Raw genomic sequence first — 14,439 nt, 5'->3', positions numbered from 1 at the left:
GCGGTGGCACCGGAACCCGCTGTTAGGGTTCGCGCCATGAATGTCGAGAAATACCTGGTCGGGCCCGTTGTCGTGCTGTCGGGTGCGGTGTTGATCGCCGGCTGCGGCGGTTCGGACGGCAAGTCCGGCACCAGCCAGGCCGCGGCGAAGTACGACATCTCGAAGGTCGGTGGCGTCAAGAGCAGCCTGCCGGCGGGCTATGACCCCATGGATCTGGAGCAGGACACCGTCACCCAGGAGAAGCTGGACGCTCCCGGTGTCGGCGCGCTCACCACCACGCCGCCGTCGGTCGTCACACCCGCCGAGTGCGCGTCGCTGCTCAAGCCGCTCGCGCCGGCCGGCGTCGGTGCCAAGGCCGAGGGATTCGTCGGCAGCAACCAGGAGGGCCACACCATCATCGTGGTGGCGGCGGAGGCGGCCAAGAACGCCGGCGAACTCGGCCACGCCGGCTGCGATCACATCACCGTCGACACGACCGACAGTGTCACCGCGACGGTCGACCGCGTCCCCGGCCCCGACATCGCGGGGGCGAAGACCATGGGCGTGCAGGCGCACATCACCGCCAACGGGAAGTCCATCGAGGAAGCCACCTACACCGCGGTCATGGGCGACAAGACCGTGGCCGTCGTCCAGGCCGACGTCGACCCGCAGGTGGCGAAGGACCTGCTCGTCAAAGTGGTCGCCGCGCTCAAGAGCTGACCACGCGCGCGGCGCCGCGAGCGTGCCCACAGCCCACGGATCCGGCCAGGATGACGCACTGGCCGCACATTCGTGACCTTGTGATGTGTGAGGTTCCTGGCAAATCACCCCATTCCGGCGACACGCGCCGGATGTGCCGCCCCCGACGGCGGTGACAGGGGAGGATTTTGGGATGCAAGGGACAGTTGTGGTTTTTGTGACCAATGTGAATGACGAGGTCGGGTAGTCACATGCCGGACATCCTTGCAAAGCTTCGCCGGAGCAAAGCCGGCCCGGAAGATCCGAAGGCTCCGGACGAGACGAACGAGGGCGCGTCGTCTGACTCCGGCAAAGACGCGGGCAAAACCGCGGCCGCCAAGCCCGCCAAGCCCGCCGAGCCCCAGCGGCAGGGTCCCCGGGCTCGGTTCGGGGCCTGGTTGAGCCGACCGATGACGTCGTTCCACCTGGTCATCGCGTGCGCGGCACTGCTGATCACGCTGGGGCTGACCATGGTGCTCTCGGCGTCGGGCGTGCACTCGTACGACGAGGACGGCTCGCCCTGGACGATCTTCGCCAAGCAGGTGCTGTGGACGATCATCGGCCTCGTCGCGTTCTATATCGCGCTCCGGCTGCCCATCGCGTTCATGCGCCGGATGGCGCTGCCGGCGTTCATCGTCAGCCTCGTGCTGATCGCCCTGGTGCTGATCCCGGGCGTCGGCCACCTGTCCAACGGTGCCCGCGGCTGGTTCGTCGTCGCCGGCTTCTCCATGCAGCCGTCCGAGCTGACCAAGATCGCCTTCGCGATCTGGGGTTCCCACCTGCTCGCGACCCGCCGCATGGAGCACGCCGGGCTCAAGGAGCTGCTGTTCCCGCTGCTGCCCGCGGCGGTGCTGGCACTCGCGCTGATCGTCGCCGAGCCCGACCTGGGCCAGACGGTGTCGGTGAGCATCGTCCTGCTCGGCCTGCTCTGGTATGCCGGTCTGTCACTGAAGCTGTTCCTCACCTCGCTGGTCGCCGCGGTCGGCGCGGCCGCGGTGCTAGCCGTCTCGGCCGGCTACCGCTCCGACCGCGTGCGGGCCTGGCTGGACCCCGACTCCGACCTGCAGGGCATCGGTTACCAGTCGCGGCAGGCCAAGTACGCGCTGGCAAACGGCGGCATGTTCGGCGACGGGCTGGGGCAGGGCACCGCCAAGTTCAACTACCTGCCCAACGCGCACAACGACTTCATCTTCGCGATCATCGGCGAGGAGCTGGGTTTCATCGGTGCGGCGGGCCTGCTCGCGCTGTTCGGCCTCTTCGCCTACACCGGTATGCGGATCGCCCGCCGGTCGGTCGACCCGTTCCTGCGGCTGCTGACCGCCACCACGACGCTGTGGGTGGTCGGTCAGGTGTTCATCAACGTCGGCTATGTGCTCGGCCTGCTGCCGGTCACCGGCATCCAGCTGCCGCTCATCTCCGCAGGTGGAACAGCAACGGCCACAACACTTCTGCTGATAGGCCTGATCGCGAATGCGGCGCGCCACGAACCCGAGGCGGTGGCCGCCCTGCGGGCCGGCCGCGACGATCGGATGAACCGGATCCTGCGACTGCCGCCGCCGGTGCCATACTCGCCGACCACCTTGGACTCGGCCCGGGACCGGATGCGTGGCCGCGGCGACAAGCCCGCCCGCAAGCCGGCCGCCCGGCAGTCCCAACCCACCAAGCCGGCCAGGCCCACGAAGTCGGCACGCCCCACCCGGCAGGCCGTCAGGCAGGAACCGCCGGCCCGGCAGCGCCGCGCCGACGCACCGAGGCGGGCACGACGCACCGAAGAACCCGACCGGCGATCGGGCCACAGCCGCCGAAACCCCGTACCGGCCGACGGCGCCGGACGGCGGACAAGGCAAAATGATGACCCGAAGGGTCACGGGCGACGTGATCCGCGCCGGTCGGACCCGAGAGTCCGCACATTGGAAGGTCAGCGGTACGGGTGAGTCAGGAGTTGGTGTGAGTTCGGGTCGAGGCGAGCGCAGCGACGGGGGAACTCACGGCATCTCGGTGGTTCTGGCCGGCGGCGGCACCGCAGGTCACATCGAACCCGCGATGGCGGTCGCCGACGCACTGGTGGCGCTGCGGCCTGACGTCCGGATCACGGCTCTCGGCACGGCCCGCGGGCTGGAAACCCGGCTGGTGCCCGAACGCGGCTACGACCTGCAGCTGATCACCCCGGTTCCGTTGCCGCGCAAGCCTTCTGCCGACCTGGCCCGGCTGCCGCTGCGGATTCGTGCCGCTGTCCGTGAGACACGTGAGGTCCTCGACTCGGTCCAGGCTGACGTCGTCGTGGGCTTCGGCGGCTATGTCTCGCTGCCCGCCTACCTGGCCGCCCGCGGTGGCGGGCTGCGCCGGCGTCGCCGCATTCCGGTCGTGGTGCACGAGGCCAACGCCAGCGCGGGCTGGGCCAACCGGGTCGGCGCCCGCTCCGCGCGCCGGGTGCTGGCCGCCGTGCCGGATTCCGGTCTCAAGGGCAGCGAGGTCGTCGGCATCCCGGTGCGGGAATCGATCACCTCGCTCGATCGGGCGGCGCTGCGTGCGCAGGCCCGGGAATTCTTCGGTTTCGCCGACGACGCCCGCGTGCTCCTGGTGTTCGGCGGTTCCCAGGGTGCGCAATCGCTGAACCGTGCCGTCTCCGGCGCGGCCGAAAACCTCGCCGCGCAAGGCGTTTCGGTCCTGCACGCCTACGGGCGCAAGAACACCCTCGAGCTGCCGGAGCCGGTACCGGGGGCCGCGCCGTATGTCGGCGTGCCGTACCTCGATCGCATGGATTTGGCTTATGCGGCAGCGGATCTGGCCATCTGCCGGTCCGGGGCCATGACCGTGGCCGAGGTCAGCGCGGTCGGTCTGCCCGCGGTCTATGTCCCGCTGCCGATCGGCAACGGCGAACAACGACTCAACGCACTCCCGGTGGTCGATGCCGGCGGCGGCCTATTGGTCGAGGACGCCGAGCTGACCCCGGACTTCGTCACCGAACGGATCGGAACTTTGATGGGCGACACCGCCGCACTGGATCAGATGACGACGGCGGCTTCGCTGGCCGGCCACCGCGACGCGGCGCGGCGGGTGGCGCAGATCGCGCTGGACGTGGCAGCGGGTATCCGGTGACGGCGCGCGAGCTGCCGCCCGAGCTGGCTCGGGTGCACATGGTCGGTATCGGCGGTGCCGGCATGTCCGGTATCGCCAGGATCCTGCTGGACCGCGGTGGCCTGGTGTCCGGCTCGGACGCCAAGGAATCTCGGGGTGTGGCGGCGCTGCGGGCGCGCGGCGCCGAAATCCGGATCGGGCACGACGCGTCGTCGCTGGACATGCTGCCCGGCGGCCCGACCGTCGTGGTCAGCACGCACGCCGCGATCCCCAAGGACAACCCGGAGCTGGTGGAGGCCCAGCGGCGCGGCATCCCGGTGATCATGCGTCCGGTCGTGCTCGCCAAGCTGATGAACGGCTACCGCTCGGTGCTGGTGACCGGCACCCACGGCAAGACCACGACCACCTCGATGGTCATTGTGGCGTTGCAGCACAGTGGTTTTGACCCGTCGTTCGCCGTTGGCGGCGACCTGGGTGAGGCCGGTACCAACGCGCACCACGGCAGCGGTGACTGCTTCGTCGCCGAGGCCGACGAGAGCGACGGCTCGCTGCTCGAATACACCCCCGACGTGGCGGTGGTGACCAACATCGAGGCCGATCACCTGGATCACTTCGGCAGCGTCGAGGCCTACACCGCGGTGTTCGACGACTTCGTGGCTCGGCTGCGTCCCGGCGGTGCGCTCGTGGTGTGCGCCGACGATCCGGGTGCCGAAGCCCTGGCCCAGCGGTCGGCGGAACGTGGTGTCCGGGTGCTGCGGTACGGCATGGGCAATGGGCAGCGCACGGATCTGGAAGCGACGCTGCTGACCTGGCAGCAGCAGGGCACCGGTGGGGTAGCGGCCGTTCAGCTGGCGGGCGAGCCACACCGGCGCGGCATGCGGCTGTCGGTGCCGGGCAAGCACATGGCGCTCAACGCCCTGGCCGCGCTGCTGGCGGCACGGGAAGCCGGCGCCGATCCGGAGGCCGTGCTCGACGGCCTGACCGGTTTCGAAGGCGTGCGGCGGCGCTTCGAGTCGGTCGGAACCGCTTACGGCGTCCGGGTTTTCGACGACTACGCGCACCATCCCACCGAGGTCCGGGCGACGCTCGATGCGTTGCGGGCAGTGGCAGGCACATCGCGGTCCATCGTGGTCTTCCAGCCCCACTTGTATTCGCGGACAAAGACTTTCGCGAAGGAATTCGGCCAGGCGCTGGATCGTGCCGACGAGGTGTTCGTCCTCGACGTGTACGCCGCGCGGGAAGCCCCGATGGCCGGCGTCAGCGGCGCGAGCATCGTCGAACACGTCTCCGCCCCGGTGCATTACGTGCCGGACTTCTCCGCGGTCGCCGAGCAGGTGGCGGCCAAGGCCGGGCCCGGTGATGTCATCGTCACCATGGGCGCCGGCGACGTCACCCTGCTGGGTCGCGAGATCCTGACCGCACTGGAGGCCAAGGCCGACCGCGCAGCTCCGGGACGGCCCACGCCGTGACGGTGGAGGACGGCTCGGGGGAGCCGGTTCCGGAACCTGTTGCGGCGCAGGACGACCTGGTGCAAGAAAATGCGGCGGAGGACGTCGCAGCTGAGGCCGCCGAGCCGGACACCGCGGTTGACGAGCCCGCGGCCGAGGACGCCGACGCCGCGTCGGTCGATCCGGCGTCACCCGACTATGAGGGTCCCCGCCGCCGCGCCCGGCGCGAGCGGGAGGAACGCCGGATCGCGCTGGACCGGGCCAGGGCACTGGAACAGGCGCGCCAGGAGGCCCGGCGCCGGGCAGCCGGCCTCTCGGAGCAGCCCAAGGCGCCCACCCGGGGCGTCATCCGCGGGCTGAAGCTGCTGCTGTGGTCGGCGGTGACGGCCGTCGTCGCGGTCACGTTGGGCCTGGTGCTGTACTTCACGCCGATCATGGCGGTCCGCCACACGGTGGTCACCGGCGTGGCGACGCTGACCGAGGATGAGGTGACGCTGGCGGCCGCGGTCAAACCGGACACGCCTCTGCTGCAGGTCAACACCGACGCGGTGGCCGAACGTGTGGCCACCATCCGGCGGGTGGCCAGTGCCCGGGTCCAGCGGGAGTACCCGTCCACCCTGCGAATCACGGTGGTGGAGCGGGTTCCGGTGGCGGCCAAGGAGTATCCGGACGGTCCGCACCTGTTCGACCGGGACGGCGTGGATTTCGCGACCGAGCCGCCGCCGCAGGGGCTGCCGTTCCTGGACGCCGACAACCCCGGACCGAAGGATCCCGCGACCCTCGCCGCCCTCGAGGTGCTGTTGTCACTGCGTCCCGAGGTGTTCGGCCAGGTCGCCCGCGTCGGGGCGCCGTCGGTCGCCGGCGTCACCCTGACCCTGAACGACGGTCGCGAGGTCATCTGGGGGACCACCGACCGCACCGAGGAGAAGGCCCTCAAGCTCGGGGCGCTGCTGACTCAGCCGGGACACACCTATGACGTGTCCAGTCCTGACCTGCCGACTGTGAAGTAGCTCATCCGTTTTGAGTCGTTTCGCTCGACTGGGGCCATTTCCCGTCGCTTCGCTTGCCCTGGGCACGAGAAAAAACGCGTGAACTCTCGGCGCGCCTGCGCGGCAGCGGCGCGGCGGCACCCTACCGTTCTGTTTGCGCGGAACAACTTGACATAACTCTAACCCTATGGTTGAGGTTTAGGGTTTTAATTCGAGAAGTTTTGCTCCGGACAAACCGAGCCAGGGAGGAAGACGACACATGACACCCCCGCATAACTACCTCGCCGTCATCAAGGTGATTGGTGTCGGCGGCGGCGGCGTCAACGCCGTCAACCGCATGATCGAACAGGGCCTTCGCGGCGTCGAGTTCATTGCGATCAACACCGACGCACAGGCGCTGCTGCTCAGTGAGGCGGACGTCAAGCTCGACGTCGGTCGCGACTCGACGCGTGGCCTGGGTGCCGGTGCCGACCCCGAGGTGGGGCGCAAGGCTGCCGAGGACGCCAAGGACGAGATCGAGGAGCTGCTGCGCGGCGCCGACATGGTGTTCGTCACCGCTGGTGAGGGCGGTGGCACCGGCACCGGTGGCGCTCCCGTCGTCGCCGGCATCGCCCGCAAGCTCGGCGCGCTGACCGTCGGTGTGGTGACCCGTCCGTTCTCCTTCGAGGGCAAGCGCCGCTCGAACCAGGCCGAAACGGGTATCCAGGCGCTGCGCGAGAGCTGCGACACCCTGATCGTCATCCCGAACGACCGCCTGCTGCAGATGGGCGACGCCGCCGTCTCGCTGATGGATGCGTTCCGCAGCGCCGACGAGGTGCTGCTCAACGGTGTTCAGGGCATCACCGACCTGATCACCACGCCCGGTCTGATCAACGTCGACTTCGCCGACGTCAAGGGCGTCATGAGCAGCGCCGGTACCGCGTTGATGGGCATCGGCTCGGCCCGCGGCGACGGTCGTGCCCTCAAGGCCGCCGAGATCGCCATCAACTCGCCGCTGCTGGAAGCCTCGATGGACGGCGCCCAGGGCGTGCTGATGTCGGTGGCCGGTGGCAGCGACCTGGGCCTGTTCGAGATCAACGAGGCCGCGTCGCTGGTGCAGGACGCCGCACACCCCGAGGCCAACATCATCTTCGGAACCGTCATCGACGATTCGCTGGGCGACGAGGTCCGGGTCACGGTCATCGCGGCCGGTTTCGACACCGCCGGTCAGAGCCGCAAGCCGGTCACCTCGGCGGTGCCCGGTGCCGCGGCCGCCGCGTCGGCCGCCGGTGGCGCCCATCGGGCCCAGACGTTCTCGGCCGCCAGCGCGGGCAAGCTCGGTGCCTTCGGGACCGATCCGGGCAGCGTGCCGGCAGCGACCAACGGTGTGACGGTGAGTGTTGGTGGTCGCGGCGACGACGATGATGACGTCGATGTGCCGCCCTTCATGAAGCACTGATTGTGACTGCGCGACGCGGATACTTGGAATCGTGACGTTCCGTATCCGCAGAGTGACTACGACGCGTGCGGGCGGGGTCTCCAAGGCCCCGTTCGACACGTTCAACCTGGGTGACCACGTCGGCGATGATCCAAAGGCCGTGTCGGCCAACAGGACTCGGCTGGCCGATGCCATCGGGCACGGCCCGCTGGTGTGGATGAACCAGGTGCACGGTGACCATGTCGAAGTTGTCGAGGGCCCTGGAACTGGAGCCGGGGGAGCCTACGACAACACCGACGCTCTGGTCACCGCGACACCACGGCTGCCGCTCGCGGTGATCACGGCCGATTGCGTGCCGGTGCTGTTGGGTGATGCGCGCGCGGGTGTGGTGGCCGCCGTGCACGCCGGACGCGTCGGTGCGGCGGGTGGCGTGGTGCTGCGGGCAGTCGAGACCATGCAGAAGCTCGGCGCGCAGCTCGAGGACATCACTGTCCTGCTCGGCCCTGCGGTCAGCGGACGCAACTACGAGGTGCCCTACGAGATGGCCGACGACGTGGAGGCCGTGCTGCCCGGCAGCATCACCACCACCACCCGCGGCACCGTGGGTCTCGATCTGCGGGCCGGCATCGCCAAGCAGCTGGCGGGGTTGGGTATCAAGGCCATCGACATCGACCCGCGCTGCACGGTCGACGATCCGAATCTGTTCAGTCACCGACGTGGCGCGCCGACCGGGCGGCTGGCGTCGGTGGTGTGGATGGAATGAGCAGCGTGCCGCGCGAGGCCGAACTGGCCGCGTCGCTGGCCCGGATTCAGGCGCGGATCGACGCTGCGGCGGCGGCTGCCGGCCGGGATCGGGCCGACATCGAATTTCTTCCGGTGACCAAATTCTTTCCGGCGACTGATGTTGTCGCGCTGTTCGGATTGGGATGCCGGGCATTCGGCGAATCGCGGGAGCAGGAAGCCGCGAGCAAAGTCGCTGAGGTGTCGAACGCTCTATCGAACAGGAAATTGATCACAGCGTCCGGGGAATTGTTGGATGCGTCATCGAACATAGAGTCGAATTCGCCAATTCGGTGGCACATGATCGGCCGAATTCAACGCAACAAAGCACGGGCTGTCGCCGGCTGGGCGTCGGCGGCTCATTCGGTGGACACCGCGCCTTTGGTCGCGGCACTGTCCCGTGGCGCGGTCGAGGCGCTGGACCAAGGCCGCAGGTCCGAGCCGTTGCAGGTCTACATCCAGGTCAGCCTCGACGGCGATCCGGCCCGCGGCGGCGTGCGGGTGGACCGGCCCGACCTGGTCGACGAATTGTGTGCCGCCGCGCACGCCGCCCCGGGCCTGGGTTTGGCGGGCCTGATGGCGATCCCGCCGCTGGCCAGTGCGGCCGACGAGGAGTTTGCGCGGCTGGAGGCTGAATTGCTCAGAGTCCAAACGCAATACCCGCAGCGGTTGGGGTTGTCCGCGGGCATGTCGAACGACCTGGAAATCGCGGTGCGACACGGGTCAACGTGTGTGCGTGTCGGTACCGCGCTAATGGGACCGCGTCCTCTAACGTCACCATGAGTAGTCACTCCAGTCACACTTACATCACAGTCACCAGACACCACATTCTTAGCTAGGGGCATCCGATGAGCACACTGCACAAGGTAAAGGCCTACTTCGGTATGGCGCCGATGGACGACTATGACGACGAGTACTACGACGACGAAGACCGTCCCGCGCGCGCCTACGCGCCCCCGCGTCGCCCGCGCGAGGAGCGCTTCGAGGACGACGACTACGGCCGCGGCGAGCCGCGCGGCTACGACGACCGCATGGGCCGCGAATACGAAAGCGCCCCAATGGGTTACCGCGGTGGCTACGAAGAGATGCCGGCTCGCGGGCCGCGTGAGTTCGAGCGCCCGCGCTTCAACACCCTGCGTGGCGCCACTCGTGGCGCCGTCGCCATGGAGCCCCGCCGCATGGCCGAGCTGTTCGAGGCCGGCAGCGCCCTGGCCAAGATCACCACGCTGCGGCCGAAGGACTACAGCGAGGCCCGCACCATCGGCGAGCGTTTCCGCGACGGTACCCCGGTGATCATGGACCTGGTGTCGATGGACAACGCCGACGCCAAGCGCCTGGTCGACTTCGCCGCCGGCCTGGCCTTCGCGCTGCGCGGGTCGTTCGACAAGGTCGCCACCAAGGTGTTCCTGCTGTCGCCGGCCGACGTCGACGTCAGCGCCGAAGAGCGTCGCCGGATCGCCGAGGCGGGCTTCTACAGCTACCAGTAGTCCCTACGCAGCTCTACGCAAGACCCCTTCGGCCCCCGGCCGGAGGGGTCTGCGTTAGGTAGGCTCGTGCTCAAGCGCCGACACCGGTCGGCGCTTTTCCCGCGCTAGTGAGGTCTGTTGCATTGACCCTGTTCTTCGACATTCTGGGTTTTGCGCTGTTCGTCTTCTGGCTCCTGTTGATCGCCCGTGTGGTGGTGGAGTTCATTCGCGGATTCAGCCGGGACTGGCAGCCGAGAGGGCTGACGGTGGTGATCCTCGAAGCGATCATGACGATGACCGATCCTCCGGTGAAGCTGTTGCGGCGCTTGATCCCTCCGCTGACCATCGGGCCGGTCCGGGTCGATCTATCCATCGTGGTGCTGCTCATGGTGGTGTTCATCGGTATGCGGCTGTCTTTCGATCAGGTCGGTGCCTGAGCGCGACGTTCCCCTGACCTGCGAAAGCGCATTAATTACATTTATGTAATTAATGCGCTTTCTCTGTTTAGGTCTATTGGCGCCGAGCGTCGGGTGGCGCCCGCGAATTCCAATGAAACATTGAAATTCGTTCTTAATTCCGGCCCTCGCCTGCAACCGACGGGTCTGCTGTGACAGGATGGACGCCAGTTACTCCACGATCGCTCTACACTTTGATCGCTCTACACTTTGACACCGATTGACGGTCCAGACTGCAAGGGGGCAGAAGATGCCGCTAACTCCGGCTGACGTCCACAACGTCGCATTCAGCAAGCCGCCGATTGGCAAGCGCGGTTATAACGAGGACGAGGTCGATGCATTCCTCGATCTCGTCGAAACCGAGCTGACCCGGCTGATCGAAGAGAACAGCGATCTGCGGCAGCGGGTCGCCGAGCTCGACGCCGAGCTCCAGTCCGCCCGGACCGGACAGCCGGTCGCGGCACCTGTGTTCACCAAGCCCGAGCCCAAGCCGGAGCCCGAGCCCGTCGCAGCGCCCGTCCCGGTCGCCGCGCCCGTGGCCGCGCCGGTCGGCGAGGACCACCACGTCCGCGCGGCCAAGGTGCTGAGCCTGGCCCAGGACACCGCCGACCGCCTCACCGGTTCGGCCAAGGCCGAGGCCGACAAGACCCTCGCCGACGCCCGCGCCCAGGCCGATGCTCTGGTCAGCGATGCCAAGCACACCGCCGAGACCACGGTCGCCGACGCCAAGGCCCGCGCCGAGGCCATGCTGGCCGACGCGCAGACCCGTTCGGACACCCAGCTGCGTCAGGCCCAGGACAAGGCCGACGCCCTGCAGGCCGACGCCGAGCGCAAGCACACCGAGATCATGGGCAACATCAACCAGCAGCGCACGGTGCTGGAAGGCCGCCTCGAGCAGCTGCGCACGTTCGAGCGCGAGTACCGCACCCGCCTCAAGACCTACCTCGAGTCCCAGCTCGAAGAGCTCGGCCAGCGCGGTTCTGCCGCACCGGCTGACTCGGCGGCCGGCGGCGAGGGTGCTGGCTTCGGCCAGTTCAACCGGGGCAACAGCTGACGGCTGACCGATGCTGATCATTGCCCTGGTCCTTGCCCTCATCGGCCTGACAGCGCTGGTGACCGCAATCGTCACCAGCAATGAGCTGATCGCCTGGGTGTGCATCGGCGCCAGCGTCATCGGAGTGTTGCTGCTCATCGTCGACGCGCTGCGGGAACGCTCGCGCGGCGGTGAGGCGGCGGCCGAATCCGATGCTGCCGGTGACGATGCCGCCGCTGATACCGCTGTGGTGGCCACCGAGGACTACCCCGAGGATGAGCCCGAGGCCGAACCGGAAACGGTTGTCGCCGAAGCGGTTTCGGAAGACGACGTCGACGCGGCTGAAGCTGGCGAAGCAGAGGCCGAAGAGTCTGACGAGGCCGACGGCGATGAGCCCGAGGCCGAAGCCGAAGAGGCCGTCGACGAGGCCCCGGAAGAGTCCGTGGAACCCGAGGCTGCCGAAGAGTCCGAGGACGCCGCGGCTGAAGACGCCGACGAAACCGACGAGTCTGAAGCCGAAGCTACCGAAGACGCCACAGCGGACGAGGACGAAGCCAAGAAGGCCTGAGCCCTGGCGCTCCCAGTCTCAACCGATGTCACCGTCACGACGGGATTCCCACTGCTGGTTGTGGTGGCCGTCGTGGCGGTGCATTTTTCTTTCATCGCCTTCATGGTGTTCGGCGGTTTCCTGACCTGGCACTGGCCGTGGGTCATCTGGTTGCACGTACCCGCGGTGCTGTGGGGCATCGGCAGCACCGCCTGGGGCGTCGACTGTCCACTGACCGACGTTGAACGGTGGGCCCGCCCGCCCGCCGGCATGGCGCAGTTGCCGCCAGACGGATTCATCGCCCACTACATCACCGGCGTGCTCTATCCGGCCTCGGCGACGAATGTGGTGCGCGTGCTCGCCGTCGTCGTGGTGCTCGTCGCCTGGGTGGGCTGGTTTCGGCGTCGAGGGGTCGACAGAACTCAGTAGTGCTGGTCACCGCGATTTGCCTGCATCAACGCAGAGTCAACGGGTCGGGCGGCCCCGCTCGCCCGGAGCGACGAGCTCGGCCAGAGATACGTGACTGCAATCTCGAGCCGTCGACACCACCGTGATTGAGCTCAGGCATCTATTCGGGCCGCCAGACGTCCCTGAGTGCAGTAACCAGCGGCAGACCGTCAGGACATTGCACTCATGTACTTTCCACGGGGCGTTGAGTGTGAACCGAGGGTTCAAAAGGTCAAGTCAGTAGGTGCGTGGGTTCGCAGTCGATGCGCGCACTCGCGCCCCACATTTCACGCTTGTTGCGTCGATGCGACGGCCGTGAATCCAACGGGTCACCCGAACCTGTGTGCTTGAAGTGAGTCCGTATTGACTTTGCTGACATCGGAGGGCAACAGCTGCGGCATCGGCGGCCCGTACACATATCTCAACTGTTCATCAGCTGGGAGGCACTGTGAGTGTGTTAAAACGCAACCGCGACATCGACGACTGGGATGCAGAGGACGTTGCTGCGTGGGATGCCGGCAATAAGGACATCGCCAAGCGGAACCTGATCTGGTCGATCTTCGCCGAGCATGTCGGCTTCTCGGTGTGGTCCATCTGGTCGGTGATGGTGCTGTTCATGCCGCAGGCTGTTTACGGCATCGACGCGCTGGGCAAGTTCGTCCTGGGCGCCGTCCCGATCGCGGTGGGCGCATTCATGCGCATCCCCTACACCATCGGACCGGCGAAGTTCGGTGGCCGCAACTTCACCATCTTCAGCGCGTTGATGCTGGCCGTCCCGTGCGCGCTGACCATGTATTTCATGATGCATCCGGGCACGTCGTACACGACGTTCCTGATCGTCGCGGCGGTCGCCGGTTTCGGTGGCGGTAACTTCGCGTCGTCGATGACCAACATCAACGCCTTCTACCCGCAGCGGCTGAAGGGCTGGGCGCTCGGCCTGAACGCCGGCGGCGGCAACATCGGTGTCCCGGCCCTCCAGATCATCGGCCTGGTTGTCATCGCCACACTCGGCAATCGTCGTCCGGAGGTCGTCTGCGCCATCTACCTGGTACTGCTGGCCGCCGCGGCCCTCGGTGCTGCGCTGTTCATGGACAACATCCAGGGGCAGAAGTCGAACCTCTCGGCGATGGTCGAGGCCATGAAGTTCCGGAACTCGTGGGTGATGTGTTTCCTCTACATCGGCACGTTCGGCTCGTTCATCGGGTTCAGTTTCGCGTTCACGCAGATTCTGAACATCAACTTCACCGCGCAGGACGTCGCGCCGCTGCTGGAGAAGTACCACGTCGCATCGGTCGCCAAGCTGCCCAAGGAAGCGGCCAAGGAGCTGGCCAAGGCCAACTTCGACGCGTCCATCCACACCGCGTGGATCGCCTTCCTTGGCCCGCTCCTCGGCTCCATCTCGCGTCCGTTCGGCGGCAAGCTGGCCGACAAGATCGGCGGTGGCAAGATCACGCTGTACACGTTCGCTGCGATGACGGTCGTCACCGGCGCCCTGGTTGTGGGTGGCATGTGGGACGACGCCACCAAGGGCCCGGCGACCGGTAGCCAGATGGTTGTCTACATCGTCGCGTTCATGGTGCTGTTCATCCTGACCGGCATCGGCAACGGCTCGACCTACAAGATGATCCCGTCGATCTTCGAGGCCAAGGCGCAGAGCAAGGATGAGTTGGGTGCCGCGGAGAAGACGCTGTGGTCGCGCAGCATGTCCGGTGCCCTGATCGGCTTCGCCGGCGCGGTCGGCGCGTTCGGTGGTGTGCTCGTCAACATCGTGCTCCGGACGTCCTACGCCGGACCGTCGCACTCGGCGACCACCGCGTTCTGGGTGTTCCTCGCCTTCTACGTGGTGTGCGGCGTCGTCACCTGGTTCGTGTTCCTGCGGCAGCCGCACCTGCGTGCGGCGACGGGGGAGCACGTCGGCCGGGATTTCGTGCCGGCAACGTAGCCGGAAGTACGGCCGGAATGCCCCGCGGGAGTTTCCCGCGGGGCATTTCTGTGTTTGGGACCTAGCCGTGTTTGTGACCCACCTAACTGGTCCAACCAGTTGACCAGTTGGCGCGTAGCC

General features: G+C 67.5%; 13 protein-coding genes and 1 pseudogene. All 14 read left to right on the top strand.

Translation table 11 applies throughout. The features are described from left to right. Window positions 1–36: 36 nt before the first annotated feature. Entirely contained in the window at window positions 37–699 is a 663-nt protein-coding gene (locus tag ACNO8X_RS20970; RefSeq protein ID WP_418002550.1) for a DUF5642 family protein, read from the top strand. Between the two features lie 230 nt (window positions 700–929). Then, on the top strand, window positions 930–2,651 hold the full coding sequence (ftsW, locus tag ACNO8X_RS20965) for a putative lipid II flippase FtsW (RefSeq protein ID WP_418002549.1): 1,722 nt from the start codon (window positions 930–932) through the stop codon (window positions 2,649–2,651). Between the two features lie 13 nt (window positions 2,652–2,664). Further along, entirely contained in the window at window positions 2,665–3,816 is a 1,152-nt protein-coding gene (gene murG, locus ACNO8X_RS20960; protein WP_418002548.1) for an undecaprenyldiphospho-muramoylpentapeptide beta-N-acetylglucosaminyltransferase, read from the top strand. Window positions 3,817–3,854: 38 nt separating this feature from the next. Beyond that, window positions 3,855–5,264, top strand: coding sequence for a UDP-N-acetylmuramate--L-alanine ligase (gene murC / locus ACNO8X_RS20955; RefSeq protein ID WP_276555723.1), 1,410 nt, complete (start codon window positions 3,855–3,857; stop codon window positions 5,262–5,264). Next, window positions 5,261–6,253 carry a cell division protein FtsQ/DivIB gene (locus tag ACNO8X_RS20950; RefSeq protein WP_418002547.1) on the top strand — a complete coding sequence of 331 codons (993 nt, stop codon included), beginning with the start codon at window positions 5,261–5,263 and terminating at the stop codon, window positions 6,251–6,253. The genes murC and ACNO8X_RS20950 overlap by 4 nt, the downstream gene beginning before the upstream one ends. Window positions 6,254–6,491: 238 nt before the next feature. Further along, window positions 6,492–7,670 (top strand): cell division protein FtsZ, encoded by a 1,179-nt coding sequence (gene ftsZ / locus ACNO8X_RS20945; RefSeq protein ID WP_043403167.1) that lies wholly within the window; start codon window positions 6,492–6,494, stop codon window positions 7,668–7,670. A gap of 31 nt (window positions 7,671–7,701) precedes the next feature. Further along, window positions 7,702–8,412: a peptidoglycan editing factor PgeF gene (gene pgeF, locus ACNO8X_RS20940; RefSeq protein ID WP_418002546.1), complete on the top strand. Its 711-nt coding sequence runs from the start codon at window positions 7,702–7,704 to the stop codon at window positions 8,410–8,412. Continuing rightward, the gene (locus ACNO8X_RS20935; protein WP_418002545.1) at window positions 8,409–9,212 is read left to right on the top strand and encodes a YggS family pyridoxal phosphate enzyme; all 804 of its coding nucleotides are present in this window, start codon (window positions 8,409–8,411) and stop codon (window positions 9,210–9,212) included. Before pgeF ends, ACNO8X_RS20935 begins: the two co-directional genes overlap by 4 nt. Window positions 9,213–9,277: 65 nt before the next feature. Continuing rightward, the gene (locus tag ACNO8X_RS20930) at window positions 9,278–9,916 is read left to right on the top strand and encodes a cell division protein SepF (protein WP_418002544.1); all 639 of its coding nucleotides are present in this window, start codon (window positions 9,278–9,280) and stop codon (window positions 9,914–9,916) included. A 122-nt stretch (window positions 9,917–10,038) separates the two neighbouring features. Beyond that, a complete protein-coding gene (locus tag ACNO8X_RS20925; protein WP_043403156.1) occupies window positions 10,039–10,332 on the top strand; it encodes a YggT family protein in 294 nt (97 codons plus the stop codon). A gap of 268 nt (window positions 10,333–10,600) precedes the next feature. Next, window positions 10,601–11,404 carry a DivIVA domain-containing protein gene (locus ACNO8X_RS20920; protein WP_133763079.1) on the top strand — a complete coding sequence of 268 codons (804 nt, stop codon included), beginning with the start codon at window positions 10,601–10,603 and terminating at the stop codon, window positions 11,402–11,404. A gap of 10 nt (window positions 11,405–11,414) precedes the next feature. Then, a pseudogene (locus tag ACNO8X_RS20915) lies at window positions 11,415–11,789 on the top strand (hypothetical protein); the annotation flags it as partial. Window positions 11,790–12,023: 234 nt separating this feature from the next. Beyond that, window positions 12,024–12,359, top strand: a complete 336-nt coding sequence (locus ACNO8X_RS20910; protein ID WP_418002543.1) for a DUF2784 domain-containing protein — start codon at window positions 12,024–12,026, stop codon at window positions 12,357–12,359. Window positions 12,360–12,825: 466 nt separating this feature from the next. Beyond that, on the top strand, window positions 12,826–14,319 hold the full coding sequence (locus tag ACNO8X_RS20905; protein ID WP_418002542.1) for a nitrate/nitrite transporter: 1,494 nt from the start codon (window positions 12,826–12,828) through the stop codon (window positions 14,317–14,319). Window positions 14,320–14,439: the final 120 nt, after the last annotated feature.

Source organism: Mycobacterium sp. PDNC021 (assembly GCF_048282635.1).
In the GTDB taxonomy this organism is placed as follows: domain Bacteria; phylum Actinomycetota; class Actinomycetes; order Mycobacteriales; family Mycobacteriaceae; genus Mycobacterium; species Mycobacterium llatzerense.
The sequence above is the reverse complement of the archived record's forward strand: the minus strand, read 5'-3'. Positions and strand labels throughout refer to the sequence as shown.

Excerpts from the sequence above, each read along its gene's own strand:
- ACNO8X_RS20935 (WP_418002545.1), top strand. The coding sequence starts at position 8,409 with ATGAGCAGCGTGCCGCGCGAGGCCGAACTGGCCGCGTCGCTGGCCCGG.
- ftsZ (WP_043403167.1), top strand. The coding sequence starts at position 6,492 with ATGACACCCCCGCATAACTACCTCGCCGTCATCAAGGTGATTGGTGTC.
- ACNO8X_RS20920 (WP_133763079.1), top strand. The coding sequence starts at position 10,601 with ATGCCGCTAACTCCGGCTGACGTCCACAACGTCGCATTCAGCAAGCCG.
- murC (WP_276555723.1), top strand. The coding sequence starts at position 3,855 with ATGGTCGGTATCGGCGGTGCCGGCATGTCCGGTATCGCCAGGATCCTG.
- ACNO8X_RS20930 (WP_418002544.1), top strand. The coding sequence starts at position 9,278 with ATGAGCACACTGCACAAGGTAAAGGCCTACTTCGGTATGGCGCCGATG.
- ACNO8X_RS20970 (WP_418002550.1), top strand. The coding sequence starts at position 37 with ATGAATGTCGAGAAATACCTGGTCGGGCCCGTTGTCGTGCTGTCGGGT.
- ftsW (WP_418002549.1), top strand. The coding sequence starts at position 930 with ATGCCGGACATCCTTGCAAAGCTTCGCCGGAGCAAAGCCGGCCCGGAA.